At 66.3% G+C, this 19,313-nt stretch carries 17 protein-coding genes; 7 read left to right on the top strand and 10 right to left on the bottom strand.

From position 1 onward, the window contains the following. Window positions 1–136: 136 nt before the first annotated feature. Window positions 137–835: a PAS domain-containing protein gene (locus KM031_RS00485; RefSeq protein ID WP_215504311.1), complete on the top strand. Its 699-nt coding sequence runs from the start codon at window positions 137–139 to the stop codon at window positions 833–835. Here the strand turns inward: KM031_RS00485 and KM031_RS00480 are convergent. The 3 genes from KM031_RS00480 to KM031_RS00470 form a co-directional block, all read right to left on the bottom strand. Beyond that, window positions 826–1,761 (bottom strand): PHP domain-containing protein, encoded by a 936-nt coding sequence (locus KM031_RS00480; RefSeq protein WP_215504312.1) that lies wholly within the window; start codon window positions 1,759–1,761, stop codon window positions 826–828. The two genes, KM031_RS00485 and KM031_RS00480, sit on opposite strands and share 10 nt — an antisense overlap. A 67-nt stretch (window positions 1,762–1,828) precedes the next feature. Then, window positions 1,829–2,980: an alpha-D-ribose 1-methylphosphonate 5-triphosphate diphosphatase gene (locus tag KM031_RS00475; protein ID WP_215504313.1), complete on the bottom strand. Its 1,152-nt coding sequence runs from the start codon at window positions 2,978–2,980 to the stop codon at window positions 1,829–1,831. Next, window positions 2,962–3,903: a magnesium transporter CorA family protein gene (locus KM031_RS00470; RefSeq protein WP_215504314.1), complete on the bottom strand. Its 942-nt coding sequence runs from the start codon at window positions 3,901–3,903 to the stop codon at window positions 2,962–2,964. Before KM031_RS00470 ends, KM031_RS00475 begins: the two co-directional genes overlap by 19 nt. Before the next feature lie 169 nt (window positions 3,904–4,072). Between KM031_RS00470 and KM031_RS00465 the strand changes: the two genes are divergently transcribed. The 5 genes from KM031_RS00465 to KM031_RS00445 all read left to right on the top strand — a co-directional run bounded on the left by KM031_RS00465 (window position 4,073) and on the right by KM031_RS00445 (window position 10,156). Further along, complete coding sequence (locus tag KM031_RS00465) at window positions 4,073–4,573, top strand: flavin reductase family protein (RefSeq protein WP_215504315.1); 501 nt, start codon at window positions 4,073–4,075, stop codon at window positions 4,571–4,573. 67 nt (window positions 4,574–4,640) lie between these two features. Then, a complete protein-coding gene (locus tag KM031_RS00460; RefSeq protein WP_215504316.1) occupies window positions 4,641–5,003 on the top strand; it encodes an ArsR/SmtB family transcription factor in 363 nt (120 codons plus the stop codon). Between the two features lie 246 nt (window positions 5,004–5,249). Further along, window positions 5,250–7,097, top strand: coding sequence for a pre-peptidase C-terminal domain-containing protein (locus KM031_RS00455; RefSeq protein WP_215504317.1), 1,848 nt, complete (start codon window positions 5,250–5,252; stop codon window positions 7,095–7,097). 165 nt (window positions 7,098–7,262) lie between these two features. Continuing rightward, window positions 7,263–8,570 (top strand): vanadium-dependent haloperoxidase, encoded by a 1,308-nt coding sequence (locus tag KM031_RS00450; protein WP_215504318.1) that lies wholly within the window; start codon window positions 7,263–7,265, stop codon window positions 8,568–8,570. Window positions 8,571–8,578: 8 nt separating this feature from the next. Beyond that, complete coding sequence (locus KM031_RS00445; protein ID WP_215504319.1) at window positions 8,579–10,156, top strand: CRTAC1 family protein; 1,578 nt, start codon at window positions 8,579–8,581, stop codon at window positions 10,154–10,156. On the opposite strand, the gene KM031_RS00440 is transcribed toward KM031_RS00445, so the two are convergent. Genes KM031_RS00440 through KM031_RS00430 form a run of 3 tightly spaced genes read right to left on the bottom strand, consistent with a single transcriptional unit; the run spans window position 10,153 to window position 13,818 of the window. Next, on the bottom strand, window positions 10,153–11,343 hold the full coding sequence (locus KM031_RS00440; protein WP_215504320.1) for an acetyl-CoA C-acyltransferase: 1,191 nt from the start codon (window positions 11,341–11,343) through the stop codon (window positions 10,153–10,155). The two genes, KM031_RS00445 and KM031_RS00440, sit on opposite strands and share 4 nt — an antisense overlap. A gap of 25 nt (window positions 11,344–11,368) precedes the next feature. Then, complete coding sequence (locus KM031_RS00435) at window positions 11,369–12,136, bottom strand: SDR family NAD(P)-dependent oxidoreductase (protein WP_215504321.1); 768 nt, start codon at window positions 12,134–12,136, stop codon at window positions 11,369–11,371. Window positions 12,137–12,150: 14 nt separating this feature from the next. Further along, window positions 12,151–13,818: an acyl-CoA synthetase gene (locus KM031_RS00430; protein ID WP_215504322.1), complete on the bottom strand. Its 1,668-nt coding sequence runs from the start codon at window positions 13,816–13,818 to the stop codon at window positions 12,151–12,153. Window positions 13,819–13,972: 154 nt separating this feature from the next. Between KM031_RS00430 and KM031_RS00425 the strand changes: the two genes are divergently transcribed. Further along, on the top strand, window positions 13,973–14,968 hold the full coding sequence (locus KM031_RS00425) for an AraC family transcriptional regulator (protein ID WP_215504323.1): 996 nt from the start codon (window positions 13,973–13,975) through the stop codon (window positions 14,966–14,968). Between the two features lie 52 nt (window positions 14,969–15,020). Here KM031_RS00425 and KM031_RS00420 read toward each other — a convergent pair whose 3' ends face one another. The 4 genes from KM031_RS00420 to argE all read right to left on the bottom strand — a co-directional run bounded on the left by KM031_RS00420 (window position 15,021) and on the right by argE (window position 19,053). After that, window positions 15,021–15,188 carry a hypothetical protein gene (locus KM031_RS00420; RefSeq protein ID WP_215504324.1) on the bottom strand — a complete coding sequence of 56 codons (168 nt, stop codon included), beginning with the start codon at window positions 15,186–15,188 and terminating at the stop codon, window positions 15,021–15,023. 103 nt (window positions 15,189–15,291) lie between these two features. Next, window positions 15,292–16,461 carry a M20 aminoacylase family protein gene (locus KM031_RS00415; protein WP_215504325.1) on the bottom strand — a complete coding sequence of 390 codons (1,170 nt, stop codon included), beginning with the start codon at window positions 16,459–16,461 and terminating at the stop codon, window positions 15,292–15,294. 85 nt (window positions 16,462–16,546) lie between these two features. Continuing rightward, window positions 16,547–17,890, bottom strand: coding sequence for an NAD(P)/FAD-dependent oxidoreductase (locus KM031_RS00410; protein WP_215504583.1), 1,344 nt, complete (start codon window positions 17,888–17,890; stop codon window positions 16,547–16,549). Next, on the bottom strand, window positions 17,890–19,053 hold the full coding sequence (gene argE / locus KM031_RS00405; protein ID WP_215504326.1) for an acetylornithine deacetylase: 1,164 nt from the start codon (window positions 19,051–19,053) through the stop codon (window positions 17,890–17,892). Before argE ends, KM031_RS00410 begins: the two co-directional genes overlap by 1 nt. Between the last annotated feature and the right edge of the window lie 260 nt (window positions 19,054–19,313).

Genomic DNA, 19,313 nt, shown 5'->3' with positions numbered 1-19,313 from the left:
ACTTTTGGGTAATCATGATTTGCTCAGCCCGATCCTGCTGAAACGCCCCGTCAGATCCGCCCGAAGCATGGCGTATCCCGGTCGCAGAGGCAACGGCATCACGGGGCTGCGGGCGATCTTGGGTGGGGACAGGACAATGGCGGGCATCGGGTTCGGCGGTGGCACGGGCGGCAAGGGTGGTGCGGGATCCGAACCGCCGCAGGCCTTCGCGCGTCATGCCATGATCCAGGAAGTGCGCGGTTATTGGGAGGCGTTGCGGCAGGGCGATACCCTGCCCAGCCGCGCCGACATCGACCCGCGTGGCATCAAGGGCGCGCTGACCGGGGCTTTTCTGATCGAGCATAATACGCCGGGCATCGGGCGGCTGCGCATTGCAGGCATGAATTTCACCGATTTTCTGGGCATGGATGCACGCGGCATGCCGCTGTCGGCACTGTTCGATCCGCTGGCCTGGCCCCGGCTGGCCGATGCGCTGGACCAGATGGTGCAGCGCCCCGCCATTCTGGACATGCAGCTTGAGGCAGAGGCCGGGCCGGGCCGCCCGGCCCTGCTGGCGCGGATGCTGCTGCTGCCCCTGCGCCGGGACGAGACGCGTAGCGCGATGAGCCTGGGCTGCCTTGCCCTGCCGCCGCTGTCCGCACCACCCGCGGGCCGAATGATGATCCGGCATCTGCGCGCCGACCCGGTGCTGCCGTCGCATCTGCGCGCAGTGCCCCACGCCCGGGCGCGGTTGGCCAGTTTTGCCGAAAGCCCGGCGCCGGAGTTCCGGGTCAAGCCCAGCCCCGCCGCCCGGCCCTATCTGCGCCTTGTCGATACCGACCCCGATCATCCCTGATCGCGGCGCACCGGGTTCGACCAGGCCCGCCGCCCCGCCGCATCAATCACCGTGATCCGCAGCCAGGGCGATTGTGCCAGACGGTTCAGCGGCACTTCGGTCCGTGTCATCGAGGCTCCATGCACGCCCTTGGCCGCCGTGCCCGCCCCCTGCACGATGACCGAGGCCACGGCAGAGCTTTCCACGATCACCCGATCCGGCAGCACGGTCACATCGCGCAGTTCCGGCCCCTGGCTGGAATAGAACAGCCCGGCCTTCAGGCTGGCCAGCAGCGCCTCGGGCGTGTTTTCGGTGGCTTTCACCATCACCCAGCCGCCGAAATGATCCGGTTCGCTGAAATGCGCGTCATCGGTGGCAATCAGGCTCAGGCTGCGGCCTTCGGTCAGCAGCAGGTCGGCAATGGCAAAGCCGTCAGGCCGGTCGCAACCCGCCGCGCAGCCGTGGTTATAGACCTCGACCGCATGGGCGGCGGTCACGCTGCGCGCATCGGCCAGCGTCAGCCCCGACCATTGCGGATGGGCGATGGCAACAAAGGCCCCCGCCGCCACGGCCCGCGCTGCAATCTCGGGCCCGGTTTCCATGCCCGGATGCACGCCGAAATCCGGCGCATTGCCCGGCGCGAAATCCGCGGGCAGGCCGACGGCCAGAATATGCCACAGCTCGCCATTCTGCATCGGGCCGGAATGCAGCTCGGCCCCGAGGATGGTGGTGAAGCCGGGCGTGCGGAACGGCACGGTATCGACGATCGGATAGCCGTATTGCCCCACGAAATGATCGGTCAGCGCCAGAAAATCATAGCCCTCCGCCCGATAGCGGCGGCACACCTCTTCGGGCGGCAATACCCCGTCCGAGCGGGTGGAATGGGTGTGCAGATTGCCGCGCCAGAAGCGGCCGGGGGCGGTGAAGGCAGGCAGGTGCTGAGTCATGGGGGTCTCCTTTCCGGTCAGGCTAGGCGGCGCGGATGACAGCCGCATGTCTGGCCGCGACATCGGATCAGGCGACGCGCGCCCCCAGAACCCAGGTGCCGCGCATCAGCGGCGTATCGCCATGCCGTGCCACGCGGATCAGATCGGCGCGCAGGCCCGGCGCCAGCCGCCCGCGATCCGCCAGCCCGACCGCCGCAGCGGGGGCCGCCGTCACCGTCGCCACGCCCCGCGACAGATCCCCCCACAGCGTGCCCAGCCGCAGCGCCGCCTGCAGCAGCGCCGCCGGAATGTAATCCGACGACAAGATGTCGAGCAGCCCCGCCTCGGCCAGCGCCGCCGCCGCCACATTGCCGGAATGGGATCCGCCCCGGATCAGATTGGGCGCGCCCATCATCACCGCAATGCCCTGCGCCTGACAGGCGGCGGCGGCCTCCAGTGTCGTCGGAAATTCGGCAAAGCCCGCACCATGCGCCGCCGATTGCGCCACATCCGCCGCCAGCGTGTCATCATGGCTGGCGATATGCGCGCCCATGCGCCGTGCCGCCGCCACTGCCGCCGCCTCATGCAGCGCCCCGACACGGGCCGACAGGGCGCGCCGGTCGGCGACATGCGCCGCAAACTCGGCTTCGGTAAAGCCATATTTGTCCATCAGGTAATGGCGCAGCTGCGTCAGATCGCGGAACTGCCGCTGCCCCGGCGTGTGATCCATCAGGCTGACGATGCCAACCCGATCCTGCGGGCCGAATTTGTCCAGCTCTGCCTCAAGCGTTTCCGAACAGATCTCGGCGCGCAGATGCAGGTAATGGCTGATCTTCAGCACCCCTGACGCGCGCAGGCCTAAAATCTCGTCGGCCAGCGCACGGGCATATTCGCCGTAATTGCCCTTGGTCCGCGACGGGATCGATCCGACGCGCAGCGCATCGAACACCGTCGTGATGCCGCAGCCCGCCAGCTCGGCATCATGGGCCAGAATGGCCACCTCATGCGGCCAGCCGACCTTGGGGCGGGGCTCGATATGGCGCTCCAGATTGTCGGTATGCAGCTCGATCAACCCCGGCATCAGCAGATCGCCGCCGCAATCCAGCGCCCCTGCGGGCACATCCGCCCCGGCGCGGATGTCGGTGATGCGCCCGGCCTCGACTGTCAGCGCGCCGCGCAGCACCGTTTCGGGCAGCACCAGGTCGGCATTGGCAAAGATCATCACAGCCACCGCCGCCATTTGAAATAGGTCCAGGTCAGCACCGCACTCGCCACCATCGCCAGCAGCGCCGCCGGATAACCCCAGCTCTGTGCCAGTTCCGGCATATGCGCAAAGTTCATGCCGTAGATCGACGCGATCAGCGTCGGCGGCAGGAACAGCACCGCCACCACCGACACGATGCGCACGGTGGTATTCTGGTCCAGATCAATCATGCCCAGCGTCGCATCCGAGGCCAGCGCCACCCGCGACGCCAGAAAATCGGCATGAACCTCCAGCGCCTGCATGTCGCGCTGCAAACCAGCCACAAGGGCGGTATGATCCGCCGCCGCCGGCAATTGCTGAAAGAAGCTGACCGCCCGCGCCAGCGTCATCAGCGCCAGCCGCACCTTGCCCAGCATCTCGCCCTCGCGGCCCACCCGTTGCAGCGTGACTTGCAGCCGCTCCGGCGTGCGGCGGGTCGGATCGGCGGTGTAGATCGTGGTCGTCACGGTATCGAGCCCACGGCCGGTTTCTTCCAGATGATCGGCCTGCCGCCCGATGATTTCCTCGATCAGGCCCAGAAACACCGCCGCCGGGGTGGCGCAGCCCGCCCCCATCTTGCCCGCGCGCGGCGGATAGGTGTCAAACGGGCGCGGCGTGTGGTGGCGCACCGTCACCAGCCGCTCGGGCGACAGGATGAAGGTGACTGGGCCGGTGATCCGCGCACCATCGGCGCGTTGGCCGCTCATCACCACGGTCATGTAATGCGCGCCGCCTTCGTGATAGAGCCGGTTCGACAGTTCGATCTCTTCCATGTCGGCGAGGCTCGGCACCTCCAGCCCCAGCGCGGCCACCTGTGCGGCCTCCTCTGCGTCGGGCGTCACAAGGTCGATCCATTGCGCCGTCTGCACGCTTGCGCCGGGCAGCATCCTGCCCCCCTCTGCCCGATAGGCCAAAAGCATCATCCGCCCCTTGTGTTGCCTGCGCGCCCTGCCTACAGGCCGGTTGCAGCCAAATGAACCCCGTCCGTGCCGGAGATGGTGCCGGAAGGCTCGATCTTGCCGAAAGCGCTGCTATATCCCACAAGGAAGTCCGGGGCATCGCCGCTCATCACCAAGAAAGACGCGCAGAATGAAAGATATCGTGAAGACGCCCGATGGCACGAGCGCACGCGATTTCCGGGATGCGCTGGGGCGCTTTGCCACCGGCATTACGATTGTGACCATTGCCGGGCCAGAGGGCCCGATGGGATTTACCGCCAACAGCTTTGCCTCGGTCTCGCTGGATCCGCCGCTGGTGCTGTGGTCGCCTGCCCGCGCCTCCAGCCGCTTTGACCTGTTTGCCGGGGCGCAGGATTACGCGATTCACATTCTGGCTCTGGATCAGTTCGAGCTGATTGCCCGCTTTGGCCGGTCGGGCGCAGGCTTTGCCGGGTTGGAGCATACGCTCTCGCCCGATGGCGTGCCGCGGATCCCGGGCGCGCTGGCGCGGTTTGAATGCCAACGCCACGCCGCGCATGATGGCGGCGATCATTTGATCGTCGTGGGCCGGGTCAAACGCTTTGCGCTGCGCGACGGCGCGCCCCTGGTGTTCAGCCAGGGGGCCTATGGCGGGTTTCTGCATGGCGGCTGAGCGGGATTTGAACTGGCCATGATATTCATATATGTTGATGGAAATCCGCGCTGATGACGAGTCCGACATGACGCTTCCCGCCCCCGTGACCGGCCCCGAGGCCGAAGGCTGCACCACGCTGCCCGCCGATGAAATGATGGTGCAGGCCACCGCCGCTGCCGGGTTTCTGAAGGCGCTGGCGCATGAGGGGCGGCTGATGATCCTGTGCCATTTGCAGTCGGGCGAAAAATCAGTGACGGAACTGGAACAACTGCTGTCGTCGCGGCAGGCGGCGGTCAGCCAGCAACTCGCGCGGCTGCGGCTGGAAGGGCTGGTCAGCTGTCGGCGCGAGGGCAAGACGATGTTCTATTCGATTCAGGATCCGAAAGTCGCCACTGCCATCGGCATGGTCTACGAGATGTTCTGCAAGCTGCCCTCGGGCCGCAGCTAGGCCCATTCACAGCCACGCCATTTCACGCAGCGCGAATTTCGCGCAGCCGAAGCGCCACTAAACCACAGGCATAGGCGGCACTTCGCGCACGCAACCCCCGCTTAAACCATTTGCCCGCCGATTTGACGGGAAAGAATATTGCACAGAACGCTGGCTTGCCCTTAATGGCTTGGCAAACTTGGGTAATCCCGGCACCGACCGATGGCCTGCCATCCGGGTCACGTCCTTCACGAGGGTATTTTTTCAATGACCAACATTCCCGGCAACACCTCCACCACATCGCGGATCTCCACCACCGGCCAGACCCGCTCGTCGCTGGATTTTCAGGGCGACAGCGATTGGTTCCGCATCGATCTGAAAGCCGGGCTGACCTATGATTTCCGGCTCAGCGGCGATGGCGGCCCCAGCACGCTGGACGACGGGCGCATGTATATCCGCGATGCGTTGGGCAATGTGATCGGCTCTCCGACCTATACTGACGGATTGCTGCGGATCACGCCCAGCGTCGGCGGCACCTTCTATCTGTCGATCGAGGATTACAGCTCGGACGGTCTGGCCGAGGGCAGCTATGTGATCCAGTCGAGCTTCAGCGATACCATCGTCAATAACGCCACCACGGATCGCAGCATCACCGGAACCGGCACCACCAGCAGCAGCCTGGGCCAGGAGAGCGACAGCGACTGGTTCCGGCTGGAGCTGAGCCAGGGGCTGAGCTACGGCTTTGCACTGTCGGGCGACGGCTCGGTCAATACGCTGGATGATGCGCGGATCGAGTTGCTGGACGAAAACGGCAGCCGCATCGCCTATGATTACAATGGCGGCTTGATCCGCTTCAATCCCACTGGCTCGGGCGAGTATTTCATCGCGGTGCTGGACTACAGCAGCGATGGCAGGGCCGAGGGCAATTACCGCATCACCGCGATGATGAACGACCGGATCGTGAACAATAGCGCCACCACCTCGGTTCTGGCGGCCAATGGCAAGATCACCTCGAAGGTGGATGCGCCGAACGATACCGATTGGCACAAGGTGACGCTGAAGGCCGGGATCACCTATGGCTTTGACATCAGCGGCACGGCGGCCAGCGGCCTGTCGGACCCCGATCTGTATCTGCGCGATGGCACCGGGGCCACGATCCTTGCCAATGGTGCCAATTATTACAATGCCGCTTCCGCCATCAGTTGGACCGCGCAACAGGCCGGCACCTATTTCGTGCAGGCGGGCAATATCAACGAAACCGATACCGGCGGGTATGTGCTGCGCTCTACCGCCACCGACACGGTGCGCAATGACACGCTGACCACCCAGTCGCTGCGCGATGGCGAGCGGCGGACCGGCACAATCGACGTGGCCACCGATCAGGACTGGTTCAAGCTGCAACTGACCGAAGGCCGCAGCTATACCTTCACGCTGAGCGGTGACGGCTCTGCCGATGCGCTGACCGGCAAGCATGTGGCGCTGTATGATGCCGATGGCGTGCGCCTGACCTATAGCTCTACCTCCACGGGCAGTGCTTCGGCCACGATCACTTTCACGGCCAGCGAAGGAGGCAGCTATTTCATCGGTGCTGCGGGTTATTACACCAGCGAAACTGGCGGTTTCGCCCTGCGCATCGGATCGGATGCGCGTGTGTTCACCGGCACGTCGGCGGCGAATGACATTCTGGGCAATGCGCAGAACAATGTGATCCGCGGCGCGGGCGGCAATGATCTGCTGGCGGGCAGTGGTGGCAATGACACGCTCTATGGCGATGCGGGCCGGGACCGGCTGGAGGGCGGCGCCGCCGCTGACCGGCTGTTCGGCGGCTCTGGCGCGGATACGCTAGGCGGGGGCACCGGCAATGACCGGCTGACCGGCGGCAGCGGCGCCGATGTCTTTGTGTTCGGGCGCAATGGCGATGCCGATACGATCGTCGATTTCGCCAGTGTCGATACCATCCGCCTGTCGGGCCTTGGCGTCAGCACCGTGCGCGCGGCTTTGGCCGAAGCGACCGAAAGCCGTGGCAATGTGATCTTTGATTTCGGCCGGGGCGATGTGCTGACCGTGCTGAACAGCACCAAGGCCGCGCTTGCGGATGATCTCATCTTCGGCTGAGGCACAGCGCCCCCCAAACCCCGGCCTGTCCCAAGCAAGGCCGCGCCTGCCCCCGTGATGGCACCATCGCGGGGGCCTTTTGCTGCCAGAAGCCATCGCAGCATTTGACCTGTGCCGCAGAACGCGGCAATCATCGCCGTTAGCGCAATCAGATACGGCATCCCCATGTTCCGCAACCTTGTCCAAGCTGCCCTGCTGTCCCTGACCTTGTTGGGGGCAAGCCCGGTCCGGGCCGCAGCGCCCGATGCAGGCGGCGTGCTGATCACCTGGTATCGGCTGGTGCTGGAGCTGGTGCGCCATACCCCCACCTATTCGCCGCCCGTCGCCAGCCGCGCCTTTGCCTATCTGGGCGTGACCGCCTGGGAGGTGAGCGCCTCTGCCGCGCCTGACAGCCGCACCAGCCTTGCCGGGCAGCTGCCCGAACTGCCGCCGCTGCCTGCCCGCGCCGCAGGGGCCTATGACGAGGCGGTGGTGATGCAGGCGGCGCTGACGGATTCGGTCGTGCATTTCTTTGGCAATACCGGCCCCACCGGCCAACGCGCCATGGCGGCGATGGCCGCCAAGCTGGATACGAGCCTGACCGCCGATGTCGCGCCCGAGATCGTGGCCCGCAGCAGCGCCCATGGCAAGGCGATTGCCGCGCATGTCATCGCCTGGGCTGCCAGTGACGGCGGGGCGGTGATCGACAATATGGGCTTTCCGATGACCTTCACGCCGCAACCCGGCCCGTCGCATTGGGTGCCCACCTCGAAGATCGTGCAACAGCAGGCGCCCTTGCTGCCGGACTGGGGCAACAACCGCACCTTTGCCATGCCCTCGGGCAGTGCCTGCCCGCTGCCGCCGCCGCCGGACTACAGCGAAGCGCCCGGCTCGGCCTTTTTTGCCGAGGGGAAAGAGGTCTATGATGTCAGCCAGACGCTGACGGATGAGCAGAAGCTGATCGCGCGTTTCTGGTCGGATGATCCGATGCTGTCGCCCACCCCACCCGGCCACTGGATCTCGATTGCGCTGGATCTGGCGCAGCGCGAGAATCTGTCGCCCGAACGCAGCGCCGATCTGCTGGCCCGGCTGGGCATCACCATGGCCGATTCCTTCATCGGCTGCTGGGACAGCAAGTTCGACCATGACCTGCTGCGCCCCGTCACCTATATCCGCCGGGTGATCGCGCCCAAATGGGAACCGCTGCTGATCACGCCGCCCTTCCCCGAATATCCCTCGGGCCACAGCACCCAATCCGGGGCCGCCGCCGCCGTGATGACGGCCATTTTCGGCGCAGAGTTTGCGTTTGACGATGCCACCCACGAGGCGGATGGCCTGCCAGTGCGGCATTTCTCCAGCTTTGCCGCTGCTGCCGAGGAAGCGGCGCTGTCGCGGCTGTATGGCGGCATCCATTTCCGTGCCGCGATTGAACGCGGTCTGGATCAGGGGACCTGTATCGGTGCCCATGCCACCGCCCTCCGCACCCTGAAATGAGGTTGGTCATGCGCCCTGCCCTTGCCGTCGTGCTGCTGGCCCCGCCCGCCTTTGCCGATGATCCGGCCATTCCGCAGTATGTCGCGGAAACCCTGCCCGCCGGGCTGACCCACAGCTTTACCGGCGAATGGGAGTTCATGGTGGGCGGCGGCGCAGCGGCGTTTGACTGTTCGGGCGATGACAAGCCCGATCTGCTGCTGGCCGGGGGCACGTCGCAGGCGAGCCTGTGGCGCAATGACAGCGCCACGGGCGGCGCGCTGCGGTTCAGCAAGATACAGGCCGGGGTGGAGCTGGGCGGCGTGACCGGGGCCTGGCCGCTGGATGTGGACAGCGACGGGATCACCGATCTGGCGCTGCTGCGCGTCGGGGAAAACGTATTGCTGCGCGGCCTTGGCGACTGCCGGTTTGAAAGGGCGAACGAGGCCTGGGGCTTTGACGGCGGCGATGCCTGGTCCACCGCCTTTGCCGCCACATGGGAACGCGGGGAAGCATGGCCGACGCTGGCCATCGGCAATTACATTGACCCCAGGCAGGATGCCTTTCCCTGGGGCAGTTGCACCGACAACTGGCTGCACCGCCCCGAGGGCAGCCGCTTTGCCGCCCCGCTGCCGCTGACGCCCAGCTTTTGCGCGCTGTCGATCCTGTTCACCGACTGGAACCGCGCGGGCCAGCCTGCGCTGCGCATCAGCAATGACCGCGAATATTACAAGGGCGGGCAAGAGCAGATGTGGCATCTGGATCCCGGAGCCCCGCCGCGCCTGTATACCGAGGCCGAAGGCTGGCAGCGCCTGCGCATCTGGGGCATGGGCATCGCCAGCCATGATTTCGATTTCGACGGCCTGCCGGAATATGTGTTGACCTCGATGGCCGACAACAAGTTTCAGGTGCTGACCGACCCGAAGGCGGATCCCCTGCTGCCACGCTATGCCGATGTGGCTTTGGCCAAGGGCGCGGTGGCGCAACGCCCCTATACCGGCGGCGAGGTCAAACCCTCTACCGCCTGGCACACCCAGATCGAAGATGTGAACAATGACGGGCGGGCCGATATCTTCATCGCCAAGGGCAATGTGTCGGCCATGCCCGATTTCGCCATGGCCGATCCCAACAACCTGTTGCTGCAACGCACCGATGGCACCTTCATGGAGGCGGGCGACCGCGCCGGGGTGGCCTCGATGCTGACGGCGCGTGGCGGGGCGGTGGTGGATCTGAACGCGGATGGCTGGCTGGATCTGCTGGTGGTCAACCGCAATGCCCCGGCAGAGCTGTGGCGCAATGGCGGGCTGGCGGACAGGGCGGCAGCGGCGCATTGGATCGCGCTTGAACCACAGCAACCCACCCCCAACCAGCACGCGGTGAACGGCTGGGTGGAGGTGCGCGCCAATGGCGTGACCCAGCGGCGCGAGATAACGCTGGGCGGCGGCCATGGTGGCGGGCAGCTCGCGCCGCAGCATTTCGGGCTTGGCGCCGCGCAAGAGGCCGAGGTGCGGGTGCTGTGGCCGGATGGCAGCGCCTCGGCCTGGGCCACGCTTTCGGCAGATACGCTGTGGTCCCTGCCGAAAGACGCAGCCCCGGTGGCGCGGCGTTAAACCATCCGCTCAACGGCGATGGCCGTCGCCTCGCCGCCGCCGATGCAGAGCGAGGCCACCCCGCGCGTCAGCCCGTGGGTTTCCAACGCCGCCAGCAGCGTGACCATGACCCGCGCCCCCGAAGCCCCGATCGGATGCCCCAAAGCGCAGGCACCGCCATGGATGTTCACCTTGTCATGCGGCAGATCGAGATCGCGCATGGCGGCCATGGCCACCACGGCAAAGGCCTCGTTGATCTCGAACAGGTCGACATCAGCCATGGACCAGCCAGTGCGCGCCGCAAGTTTGCGGATCGCCCCCACCGGCGCGGTGGGAAACAGGTTCGGCTTGTCGGCATGGGTGGTATGGCCAACAATGCGGGCGCGCGGGGTCAAGCCGCGCCGCTCGGCCTCGGAGGCGCGCATCAGCACCAGCGCCGCCGCCCCGTCCGAGATGCTGGAGCTGTTGGCCGCCGTCACCGTGCCGCCGTCGCGGAAGGCCGGGCGCAGCGTGGGGATCTTGTCGAGCCGCGCCTTGCCGGGCTGTTCATCGACACTGACCACCGTTTCGCTTCGGCCCGCCTTCACGGTCACCGCGCCGATTTCAGCGGCGAAATGGCCTGCCGCAATCGCCTGCTGCGCCCGCGTCAGCGAGGCGATGGCATAGGCATCCTGCGCTTCGCGCGTGAACTGATAAGACCCGGCGCAATCTTCGGCAAAGGTGCCCATCAGGCGGCCCTTGTCATAGGCATCCTCCAGCCCGTCGAGGAACATATGGTCGATCACCTGACCATGGCCCAGCCGCAGCCCCGCCCGCGCCTTGGGCAGCAGATAGGGGGCGTTGCTCATGCTTTCCATGCCGCCCGCCACGATCACCTCGGCCGATCCGGCGCAGATCAGGTCATGCGCGAACATGGCCGCCTTCATGCCCGATCCGCACATCTTGTTGACCGTGGTCGCCCCCGCGCCCAGCGGCAACCCGGCCTTCAGCGCCGCCTGCCGTGCCGGGGCCTGGCCCTGCCCGGCGGGCAGCACGCAGCCCATGATCACCTCTTGCACCGCCTCGGGGGCAAGCCCGGCCCGCGCCAGCGCCGCCGCAATCGCAACCGCGCCCAGATCGGCGGCCTGAACCGTGGCGAAATCGCCCTGAAATCCGCCCATGGGCGTGCGCGCCGCCCCCACGATGACAATCGGATCCTGTGCAGTCATGCTTCAGCCCTCCCCGTTTCCGGCCTCATTTCGGCCCCATGCGCAATGCGCCGTCCAGACGGATCACTTCGCCGTTCAACATCTGGTTTTCAAAGATATGGCGCACCAGCGCCGCATATTCCGCCGGATCGCCCAGCCGGGGCGGGAACGGCACCGACGCGCCAAGACTGTCCTGCACCTCTTGCGGCAGGCCCGACATCATCGGCGTGGCAAAGATGCCGGGTGCTATGGTGACGACGCGGATGCCATGGCGGGCCAGTTCGCGCGCCGCAGGCAGGGTGAGTGCGGCCACCCCGCCCTTGGAGGCGGCATAGGCCGCCTGCCCGATCTGCCCATCATAGGCGGCGATGGAGGCGGTGTTGACGATCACCCCGCGCTCGCCGCCGCGCCCGGCAGGCTGCGCCGCCATCGCCTCGGCGGCCAGACGCAGCATGTTGAACGTGCCGATCAGGTTGATCGACACCGCCCGCGCAAAACTGTCGAGCCGGTGCGCCCCGTCGCGGCCAAGGATCTTTTCGCCGGGCGCCACACCGGCACAATTCACCAGTGCGTCGATCCGGCCAAAGGTGGCCTGCGCCGCCGCGATGGCGGCCCGGCCCGCGGCCTCATCCGTCACATCGCAGGCGTGAAACCGCGCCTTCGGGCCAAGGGTTTCGGCCATGGCCGTGCCTGCGCCGGTGTTCACATCCAGCAGCAGAACGCTGCCGCCGCTGTCGATCACCATGCGCGCCACCGCCGCGCCCAGACCCGAGCCTGCGCCCGTGATCACCACCACCCGGTCTGTGCCTTGCATCTGTGTTCTCTCTGTCATGCCTGTGCCTGCTGTTCGATTTCGGCCTTGCGCAGCAGGAACCGCTGGATCTTGCCGCTGGGGGTCTTGGGAAGCTCTGTCACAAAGTCGATGCGCCGCGGATAGGCATGGGCCGACAGCCGATGGCGCACATGCTGCATCAACTCTTCGGCCAGCGCCGCGCTGCCCGCCTGTCCGGGCGCAAGGATGACAAAGGCCTTCACGATTTCGGTGCGCTGCGGGTCGGGCACGCCGATCACCGCCGCCTCGATCACCGCCGGATGTTCCAGCAGCGCGCTTTCCACATCAAACGGCCCGATGCGATAGCCGGACGAGGTGATCACATCATCCGCCCGCCCGATGAAGCTTATCGAACCATCCGGCTCGAACTCCACACTGTCGCCGGTGCGGTAATAGCCATCGGCAATCGCGGGCGTATCTTTGCGATGATAGCCGGTGAACCACATCAGCGGCGAGGCGGCGATATCGACGGCCAGGATGCCCGGCTGGTTCGGGCCCAGTTCCGTGCCCGCCTCGTCCAGCACCACAACGCGGTAGCCCGGCATGGCAAAGCCCGCAGACCCGGGGCGCAGCGGATGCGACAGGCCGTGGTGGTTGTTCACCACCATGCCGGTTTCGGTCTGGCCGTAGTGGTCATGGATCGGGGCGGCCAGATGTGCATCGAACCAGCGGATTACCTCGGGGTTCAGCGGCTCGCCCGCGCTCGACACCACCCGCAGCCGCCCCTTGACCTGCGCCGCCGCCTCGGGCCCTGCCGCCATCAGCAGACGATAGGCAGTGGGCGATCCGGCAAGGCTGGTGACACCCAGCCGCGTGATCAGGTCATAGGTACTGTCGGCGGTGAAACCGCCTTCGAACAGCGTCGTGGCCTGCCCCAGCAGCAAAGGCCCGGTGATCGCGTAATAAAGTCCGTAAGCCCAGCCCGGATCCGCGATGTTCCAGAACACATCGCCCTCGCGCATGCCGATGGCATCGCGCATATAGGCCGCAAAGGACAACAGCGCGCGCAGCGGCACCGGCACGCCCTTGGGCAGGCCGGTGGTGCCCGAGGTGGACATCATCAGGAACAGATCGTCACCGCGCCGCAGCACCGGGGCAAACTCTGCCGGGGCCGCCGCCATCGCCGCATGGAAATCCACATCGCCTGCGGGCAGCGCCGCCCCGGCCCCCAGCACGGTCACCACCTGCGGGCAGGCGGCTATCTCGTCCAGCTTGGCGCGGTTGGTACTGTTGGTGACCACGCATTTCGTAGCGCCGGTTTGGAGACGCTGTTCGATTGCCTTTGGCCCGAACGCGGTGAACAGCGGCTGATACACCGCCCCGGCGCGCCAGCAGCCCAGCACCGTCGCCACCAGTTCGGGCGTGCGTGGCAGCAGCCCCGCCACCACGTCGCCCGGCTTGATCCCGGCCGCAACCAGCAGATTGGCCATCCGCGCCGACAGCGCCTGCAACTGCTCGAATGTGTATTCCTCCAGCCGCCCCTCCACCGAGACCCAGCGCAGCGCGATGCGCCCCGCGCCGGTATGGCGGTCGCAACATTCGACGCAAGGATTCAGCCCCTGTGCCAGATCGCCTTGCAGACCGGCGATTGCCGCCGCGATACTGAAGCGCGCCACGGCGTCCTCATAGCGGGCGTCCCCGCCGGAAACGGGCATTTCGGTCATCAGATCTTCTCCCCCTGTCGCCCTGCCATCGGCCCGGACTCCTCTTCCGGGCAGGGCTGTCGCGCAAAAAGATACCGCAGCGCATGTTGCAAACAATGACATAGAATGTCTAAATCGGTGATCGGTTTTACCATATGCAGCGGCGGAGGCAGGCATGGAGCGGCAGATCATCAGCCCCGGCTTTGTCGAGGATGCGCTGGCCTGCCTGCGCGCGCAGGGTCTGGCACCGGGGCCGGTTCTGGCGGCAGCGGGCCTGCCCGCCACGGTGACGGATCCGATCAGCAACCAGCAATACGGGCGGCTGTGGTGGCTGATTGCCGAGGCGATGCAGGACGAATTCTTTGGCCTTGCCGCCCGACCGATGCGCCCCGGCAGCTTTGCCATGCTCTGCCATGCGGTGCTGCACGCGGGCACGCTGGAGCGGGCCTTGCGGCGGATGCTGCGCTTTCTGGCGCTGGTGCTGGACGATCCGCGCGGCGAATTGCGCGTGCGCGGCGGCGAGGCGGAAATCGTGCTGAGCGATGCCCACGGCCCCAGATCGGCCTTCGCCTATCGCACCTATTGGCTGATCGTGCTGGGCATTGCCTGCTGGCTGATCGGGCGGCGTATCCCGTTGCGGCGGCTGGATTTTGCCTGCCCTGCGCCGGATCACCGCCGCGATTACCGGCAGTTTTTCGGCGCGCCGGTGCAATTTGGCCGACCGGCCAGCCGTCTGACCTTTGACGCCGATCATCTGGCGCTGCCGCTGATCCGCAATGATGCCGCCCTGCACGCGTTTCTGCGCGAGGCGCCCGCCAATATCCTGCTGCGCTACCGGCACGAGCCGGGGATTTCTGCGCAGGTGCGCGCCCGGCTTGCCGCACTGCCCCCCGCTGACTGGCCGGGATTCGAGGCCTTGGCCGGGGCGTTGGAGGTGTCGGGCGCGACGCTGCGGCGGCGTCTGCGCGCCGATGGCCAAAGCTTTGCCGCGATCAAGGATGATCTGCGGCTGGCGCTGGCGCAGAAACTGCTGGCAGAACCGCTGAGCGTGGCCGAAATCTCGGCCCGGCTGGGCTATAGCGAGCCCAGTGCCTTTCACCGCGCCTTTGTGAAATGGACCGGGCAAAGCCCCGGTGCCCTGCGCCCCGAGGCTGTGCCACAGGCGCAGTGATCTTGGAAAACCGCGCCGCGCCCTGACGGTTCAGGGCGCGGCGCGGGGCAGATCACTCTGCCTTTTTGCGGGCCTCTGCCGCCGCCTTCATGCGGGCCAGAAGTTCCTCTTTGGTTGCACGGTCACCGAAGGGGTTCTTGTCGGTTCCCTTCGCATTGTGCTCCTTGTGCTTCGGTGCATTCTTGGCGGCCTTGCTGCCGCCGGATTTTGCATAGTCCATACCGATACCTCACGATTGGCGCTGGTTGCTGCGCTCATGCCCCAAACGCCGCGCCGCCGCAAGTCAAGCCTGCCGCGCCGCCGTCGCTGATCTGTAGCCGCTGTCAGCCTGCGGCGGGCATCCGCGCTTCGATCATGCCTGCATACCAGCTTGCCCCAAAGGGGATGGCGCTGTCATCGAAATTATAGGCCGGATGGTGCAGCATCGCCGTATCGCCATTGCCCAGAAAGATATAGGCGCCGGGCCGTTCATTGAGCATGAAGCTGAAATCCTCGGCCCCCATCAGCGGTGCCGTGTCGGTATCCACCTGCCCCGAGATGGCCTGCGCCACCGCGGCGGCATAGCCGGTATTCTCGACCGCATTGGCCGTCACCGGATACCCGCGCTGATACGAGAATTGCGCCCGCGCGCCCAAGGCCAGCGCCGTGCCCTCCACCAGCTCTTTCAGGCGCTGCTCCACCTCGGTCTGCACCGCCGGATCCATGGTGCGCACAGTGCCCTTCATCTTGACGACCTGCGGGATCACGTTATGCGCCGTGCTGTCGGTCTGCACGGTGCAGATCGACACAACCACCTGTTTCAACGGATCAATCCGGCGCGAGGCAATGGTCTGTGCCGCCACGATGATATGCGCGGCCACCACCGTGGTGTCGATACATTCATGCGGTTTGGCGGCATGGCCGCCCTTGCCGGTAACGGTGATATCAAACTGATCCGCCGCCGCCATGATCGCGCCGGGACGGATGGCAAACTGTCCGACCGGAATGCCGGGCATATTGTGCATGCCATAGACTTCCTGAATCCCGAACCGGGCCATCAGCCCGTCTTCGCACATCTCGCGCCCGCCGCCGCCGCCCTCTTCGGCGGGCTGAAAGATCACCACGGCGGTGCCATCGAAATTGCGTGTCTCGGCCAGATACCGCGCGGCCCCCAGCAACATGGCGGTATGGCCGTCATGGCCGCAGGCGTGCATCTTGCCGGGTGTCTTGCTGGCATAGGCCACTCCGGTCTGTTCGGTGATCGGCAGCGCATCCATATCGGCCCGCAGCCCGATCACCCCGCCCGTGGCGTCAGTCCTGCCCCGGATCACGCCGACAACACCGCTGCGCCCGATGCCGGTCACCACCTCGTCGCAGCCGAATCCCTGCAACAGCTCGGCCACGCGGGCCGCCGTGCGATGCACGTCGAACAGCAGTTCTGGGTTTTCGTGAAAATCCCTGCGCCATGCGATGATCTCGGGCAGCAATTCGGCAAATCGGTTCTTCGGTGGCATCTGGCTCTCCTTCCGGGGCAGACTGCGGCAGCGCGCGGCAGGTTTCAACGCCGAAAGCGACAGCGCCAGTGACAGCGATGGCCAGTTACAGCGATGGGCCGGGCGCGATTTTCGATCCGTCCGAGAAGCGGGCCAGGCGGAAGCGGTGCAGGTCATGGCCCACGGGCTGCCCGGCCACCAGATCGGCCACCACCCGGCCCATGCCGGGGCCGATGCCAAAGCCGTGCCCGCTCATGCCTGTGGCGATCACCAGACCGGGCAGATGCGCCACCCGGTCCACCACCGGCACCACATCGGGCATGGTGTCGATCATGCCCGCCCAGGCCGCCTTCAACCGGGGCCGCCCCAGCGCGGGAAAGGTATGGGCAAAGGCCTTGCTCACATCGCGGATGATCCGCGCGCTGGGGCTGGGGTTCAGCACCCGGATCCGCTCGAACGGGGTGATCTCATCCGCCGCCCAGTCGCGCGGCGTGCGCCAGCCATCGGGATAACCGGAGGGCGAGGCCGGATGAAAGCGGGTGGACCGGAAATCCTTTTTCAGCACCGGCAGATAGACCCTCGCATGGCGAAACGCATCCGGACCGATAAAGAAGTCATGCGCCGCCCCGGGTGCCAGGCTATAGCCGCCATCCTGACGACGGCGAAAGGCGAAATCGTCATCCGCCGCATTGCCGGCAAAGACCTCGGGCAAGGGCTCGGTCGCCATCACCGTCGCCTTGACCGACAGTTGCGGGAAGCGCACGCCATGGGCGCGGGCGAACAGCGCCGACCACGAACCGCCCGCCAGCACCACCTGATCACAGGCGATGCGGCCCTGTTCGGTGATGACCCCGGCCACCTTGCCCGCCGCCAGATCCAGCCTGCGCACGGCGCAGCCCTCGACGATCACCGCCCCGCGCGCCACCGCCCCCTGTGCCAGCAGCGGCACAGCCGCCCAAGGTTCCGCCCGCGCATCCGAGGGCGTGAATAGCCCGCCCTTCCAGCCCTTTTCCGCGCCCGAGATCTTGCCCGCCACATCGCCGGGGGTCATCATGCGGGTATCAAGGCCATGGGCCTTGGCATGGGTCAGCCAGGCCTCGAACCCCGCCATTTCGGCCTCGGTCTTGGCCAGATACATCACACCTTCCTGCCGGAAGCCGAGCGCCTCGCCAAATTCCTGCGCCAGCGCCTTCCAGTGGCGCAGCGCCTCGACCATGATCGGCAATTCGTCCAGATCGCGGCCCTGCTGGCGCACCCAGCCCCAGTTGCGGCTGCTTTGTTCGCCCGCAATCCGGCCCTTTTCGCACAGCACCACCCGCAGGCCGCGTTCAGCCAGATGCCAGGCAGTCATCACGCCGATCACCCCGCCGCCGATCACCACCACATCACAGGCCGCAGGCACCGGCCCGGCAAAGCGGATCGGCGTGGCGTCGGAAATCGGGAAGGTCATCATGCGGCCAGATCCTCGACCAAAGCCTGCATGAAGCGCCATCCCGCCTCGAACTGGCTGATTTCCAGATATTCATCGGGCTGATGCGCCTGCGCAATGTCGCCCGGACCGCAGACCACGGCGGAATAGCCTTCCTGTTGGAATTGCCCGGCCTCGGTGCCATAGCTGACGACCATGGTGCCATTGTCGCCGGTCAGGCGGCGCACCAGCGCCTCGGCGGCCCCCGCCGGTTCCGGCACAAGCGGCGGCACATAATACACCTCCTCCAGCGTGATGCCCGCTTCGGGGCGGACGGCCTGCATGTCCGCCTCCAGCCGTGCCGCTTCATCCCGCAGCCGGGCCACCCACTCCAGCGGGTCTTCGCCGGGCACCACCCGGAACCCGAAGCCGAAATGACAGTCGCGTGCGGTGATGTTCTCGGCGGTGCCGCCCTGAATGGTGCCCACATGCAGCGTGGTCCAGGGCGGGGTGAACATAGCTGCCAAGGGCGTGGGCCGTGCGGCGGCGTTTTCGGCATTCCTCCGGTTGGCCCAGTCGATCAGCTTTGCGCCTTCCATGATCGCACTGACCCCGGTGTGGGCCAGTGAGCTGTGCACCTCGAACCCGTCGACCTGCACCCTGAAGCCATGGCCGCCCTTGTGGCCATTGACCATCTTCATCTGCGACGGCTCTCCCACCACCACGGCGGCGGCGCGTGGCAGGCCTGCGGCCATGGCGGCAATCATCGGCTGCGCGCCGATGCAGCCCAGCTCTTCGTCATAGGACAGCGCGATTTGCAGCGGGCGCTTTACCCCAGCCTCCAGCGCCAGTGGCACGGCGGCCAGCGCCAGCGCGTTGAACCCCTTCATGTCACAGGTGCCACGCCCATAAAGCCGCCCGCCCCGTTCTGTCACCACCCAGGGGTCCGAGGACCAATCCTGCCCATCGACCGGCACCACATCGCTGTGCCCCGACAGAATCACGCCACCCGCGACCTCTGGCCCGATATGGGCATAAAGGGCGGCTTTCGTGCGGTCGGCGTTGTAAACCCGATGCGCGGTCACGCCCCAGCCGTTCAGATAAGCCTCCACCCAATCGACCAGCGCAAGATTGCTGTCGCGGCTGACCGTGGGAAAGCTGACAAGGTGGTCGAGGATCTGGCGGGCAGACAGGCGTTGCGGCATTGGACACTCCGGGATTGTCGCAAGCCTGCCGTCCGATCCGGCGAAAGGCAAGCCCCGAGCCGCCATATCGGGCACAGAGAGGCACTGCCTTGGCGGAATGCGGATTAACGATGAATGACGCTTGCGAGGGGGGCAAAAATAGCTGACACTCTGCCCGAAAGCCGCGCCGAAAGCCCACGGAATGGCATTCATTTACCAAATAAAACAAAGACCTGAGGAGGTCGACATGCCCGACGGGCCTCTGCCCGTTCCTGATCTGC

This window comes from Gemmobacter fulvus, assembly GCF_018798885.1.
Lineage (GTDB): Bacteria > Pseudomonadota > Alphaproteobacteria > Rhodobacterales > Rhodobacteraceae > Gemmobacter > Gemmobacter fulvus.
This window is presented reverse-complemented; position numbering and strand designations above follow the sequence as displayed.

Coding starts and splice junctions, on each gene's coding strand:
- KM031_RS00465 (WP_215504315.1), top strand. CDS start 4,073: ATGAAAGATATCGTGAAGACGCCCGATGGCACGAGCGCACGCGATTTC.
- KM031_RS00485 (WP_215504311.1), top strand. CDS start 137: ATGGCGGGCATCGGGTTCGGCGGTGGCACGGGCGGCAAGGGTGGTGCG.
- KM031_RS00475 (WP_215504313.1), bottom strand. CDS start 2,980: ATGGCGGCGGTGGCTGTGATGATCTTTGCCAATGCCGACCTGGTGCTG.
- argE (WP_215504326.1), bottom strand. CDS start 19,053: ATGCCGCAACGCCTGTCTGCCCGCCAGATCCTCGACCACCTTGTCAGC.
- KM031_RS00415 (WP_215504325.1), bottom strand. CDS start 16,461: ATGCCACCGAAGAACCGATTTGCCGAATTGCTGCCCGAGATCATCGCA.
- KM031_RS00435 (WP_215504321.1), bottom strand. CDS start 12,136: ATGCAAGGCACAGACCGGGTGGTGGTGATCACGGGCGCAGGCTCGGGT.
- KM031_RS00450 (WP_215504318.1), top strand. CDS start 7,263: ATGTTCCGCAACCTTGTCCAAGCTGCCCTGCTGTCCCTGACCTTGTTG.
- KM031_RS00420 (WP_215504324.1), bottom strand. CDS start 15,188: ATGGACTATGCAAAATCCGGCGGCAGCAAGGCCGCCAAGAATGCACCG.
- KM031_RS00480 (WP_215504312.1), bottom strand. CDS start 1,761: ATGACTCAGCACCTGCCTGCCTTCACCGCCCCCGGCCGCTTCTGGCGC.
- KM031_RS00455 (WP_215504317.1), top strand. CDS start 5,250: ATGACCAACATTCCCGGCAACACCTCCACCACATCGCGGATCTCCACC.
- KM031_RS00425 (WP_215504323.1), top strand. CDS start 13,973: ATGGAGCGGCAGATCATCAGCCCCGGCTTTGTCGAGGATGCGCTGGCC.
- KM031_RS00430 (WP_215504322.1), bottom strand. CDS start 13,818: ATGACCGAAATGCCCGTTTCCGGCGGGGACGCCCGCTATGAGGACGCC.
- KM031_RS00445 (WP_215504319.1), top strand. CDS start 8,579: ATGCGCCCTGCCCTTGCCGTCGTGCTGCTGGCCCCGCCCGCCTTTGCC.
- KM031_RS00470 (WP_215504314.1), bottom strand. CDS start 3,903: ATGCTTTTGGCCTATCGGGCAGAGGGGGGCAGGATGCTGCCCGGCGCA.
- KM031_RS00410 (WP_215504583.1), bottom strand. CDS start 17,890: ATGACCTTCCCGATTTCCGACGCCACGCCGATCCGCTTTGCCGGGCCG.
- KM031_RS00460 (WP_215504316.1), top strand. CDS start 4,641: ATGACGCTTCCCGCCCCCGTGACCGGCCCCGAGGCCGAAGGCTGCACC.
- KM031_RS00440 (WP_215504320.1), bottom strand. CDS start 11,343: ATGACTGCACAGGATCCGATTGTCATCGTGGGGGCGGCGCGCACGCCC.